The following is a 2,552-nucleotide window of genomic DNA, read 5'->3' on the forward strand; positions in this document are numbered from 1 at the left end:
GGCAGCGAGATGTAGAGCGCGGCAAAGCACAGGTAGAAGCGCGGATCGCGAACGAGGTGGTGTTCGGATATTCGGGCGAGGCGTATTTCTATGCCTGGGCGCGGGTGCGGGCCAGGATGGTGACGGCGCCGTTCGGGGCGGTGAAGGACGTCAGCATCCTGTCCGCGATCGCGGGCAATGCGATCACGCTGCTGATGATCGTGATCGCGCTGCCGCTGGCGCGCGGGCTGTTGAGTGCGGACCAGATGCGCACCGTGCTGGGATCGACCGCGATCGTGATGGCGACATCGCTGCCCTTCCTGATCTTCTCCAAAAAGGTCTTCTCGCTCGATCGGCCGCTATTGTGGTGGGTGTTCGGCGCACACTGCCTGCGCCTGCTGGCCGGATCGGTGCTGATCGCGCTGACCTGGCATTTCGCGCTGCCCGACGTGTCGATCGGCATGTGGCTGTTCCTGGCGGCGGGACGCCTGCTGGTATCGCGCCTGCCGCTGGTGCCGAACAAAGACCTTCTTTTCGCCAACTTCGCCATCATACTGATCGGGCAGGACCGGGCATTGTCGGAACTGGTGGCATTCACCGCCGCGCTGACCCTGCTGGTTCATGTGGTACTGATCGGCGCGTTCGGGCTGCATGCATTGCTGACGAGGTCCAGAGAATGAAGGCTTGGTGGTTGGGGATGCTGGCGGCGGCGATGGTGCCGGGGGGTGCCGCGGCGCAGGTGATCGGGCCGGATGCGGCGGCCTGCACCAGCAACCGGGGGCCGGCGGTGCTGGTCCATGTGCAGGGGCTGAAGGACCGCAAGGGCAATCTGAAGCTGGAGCTGTATCCGGCGACCGCCGACGACTTCCTGAAGGACGACCGCGACCTGCTGGCCCAGGGCAAGACGTTCCGCCGGGTCCAGGCGCCGACGCCGCCATCGGGCAATCCGTCGCTGTGCATGCGCGTGGCCCAGGCAGGGCGCTATGCGTTGCTGCTGATCCACGACCGCGACGGCAAGAACAAGTTCAGCTTCTGGAGCGACGGCGCGGGTTTTGTCAGCCAAGAGAAGATTGGCCGGAAGCGGCCCAAGGTGGAGCAGGCGGTGGTGCAGATCGGGCCGGGGGTGACCACGCTGACGATCCGCCTGCAATATCTGCGGGGGCTGGGCGGCTTCGGCCCGGTCGACCCGGACTGAGGCGGAACGAGCGCTTGCGCATCGTCGACGTCAACGAATTCTATTCGCCCACGGGCGGCGGCGTGCGTACCTATATCGATCGCAAGATCGGCCTATTGGCGGATATGGGGCACGAACTGATCGTGCTGGCGCCCGGCAGGGAAAACCGGGTGGACGTGCGGCCCGGCGGCGGCCGGGTGGAATATATCCGCTCGCCTGGCATGCCGTTCGACCGCAATTACGGGCTGTTCTGGGACGCAGGCCCGATCCATGCCGCGCTGGACCGGTTGCAGCCGGACGTGGTGGAATGCTGCTCGCCATGGCGGCCGGCCTGGATCGTCGGGCAATGGCAGGGCCCGGCGCTCAAATCCTTCTTCATGCACAACGACAATGTCGCGGCCTATCCGCTGCGCTGGTTCGAGGGGATGGCGAGCCCGGCGCGGATCGAGCGGGCCTTTGCCTGGTACAGCCGCTATATGGGTCGGTTCCTGGACCATTATGATGTGGTGGTGACCAACGGGCCCGCGCTGGAAAAGCGGCTGCGCCCGCGCGGGGTGCGGATCGATGCGGCGATGCCGCTGGGGATCGAGCGGACGCATTTCTCACCCAATTTGCGCGACGAGGAATTGCGCCGATCTTTGCTGGCGGAGTGTGACCTGCCCGAACACGGCCTGTTGCTGCTGGGGCTGGGGCGGCACCATGCCGAGAAGCGCTGGGCGATGGTGATCGATGCGGTGCTGCGTGCGGGAACGACGCTGCCGGTGGGGCTGATCCAGATCGGCACGGGCAATGACAGCGCCCGGCTGGAGGCGCGCGCCGCCGGGTCGCCGCACATCCGGCTGTTCCGCCCGGTCTATGACCGTGAGCGGCTGGCGCGGATCATGGCGAGCGCGGACGCGCTGATCCACGGTGCGGAGGCCGAGCCGTTCGGGCTGGTGGCGTGCGAGGCGATGGCGTCCGGCCTGCCGCTGATCGTGCCGGACACCGGCGGGTGCGCCGAGGTGGCCGATCCGGCATGTGCCGAGCTGTACACGGCGCGCGATTCGCGCGCCTGTGCGGCGGCGATCGGACGGCTTTATGCGGGGGATCGGGCCGCGTTGCGCAAGGCGGCTGCCGCGGCCGCCGCGATGGTACGCAGCGACCGCGAACATGCCGAAGAACTGATGGCCTATTATGCGCGGGCGCTCGTCCAGCGCGCGGCCGGTCAGGTGGGACGGCGATCCGGTGCAGCGCCGGCCTGCGGGCTTTCGTCGGCGGCACCGGGGGTGTTGGGATCGTACTCCTCGCCGGGCGCGCCGCCGCCCGCGGCGGTGCCGCTGCCACGGACGATGCCTTCCGGCGCGACCGCCTGCGCATCCTGCCCGGCGCGCCATTCGGCCTGCCCGGCGCTGTCATATTC

The 2,552-nt window shown here is 68.1% G+C and carries 2 protein-coding genes and 1 pseudogene; all 3 read left to right on the top strand.

What is annotated here, in order from left to right; translation table 11 throughout:
- On the top strand, window positions 1–659 hold a 659-nt coding region (locus Q0U08_RS19720; RefSeq protein WP_298093492.1), incomplete at its 5' end, for a hypothetical protein.
- Complete coding sequence (locus Q0U08_RS19725) at window positions 656–1,174, top strand: DUF2141 domain-containing protein (protein WP_298093493.1); 519 nt, start codon at window positions 656–658, stop codon at window positions 1,172–1,174. The genes Q0U08_RS19720 and Q0U08_RS19725, both read left to right, overlap by 4 nt.
- A gap of 14 nt (window positions 1,175–1,188) precedes the next feature.
- Window positions 1,189–2,349 (top strand): annotated as a pseudogene (locus tag Q0U08_RS19730) (glycosyltransferase); the annotation flags it as partial.
- Window positions 2,350–2,552: the final 203 nt, after the last annotated feature.

Origin of the sequence: uncultured Sphingomonas sp., from assembly GCF_946477935.1 — a bacterium.
In the GTDB taxonomy this organism is placed as follows: Bacteria; Pseudomonadota; Alphaproteobacteria; order Sphingomonadales; family Sphingomonadaceae; genus Sphingomonas.

Coding starts and splice junctions, on each gene's coding strand:
- Q0U08_RS19725 (WP_298093493.1), top strand. CDS start 656: ATGAAGGCTTGGTGGTTGGGGATGCTGGCGGCGGCGATGGTGCCGGGG.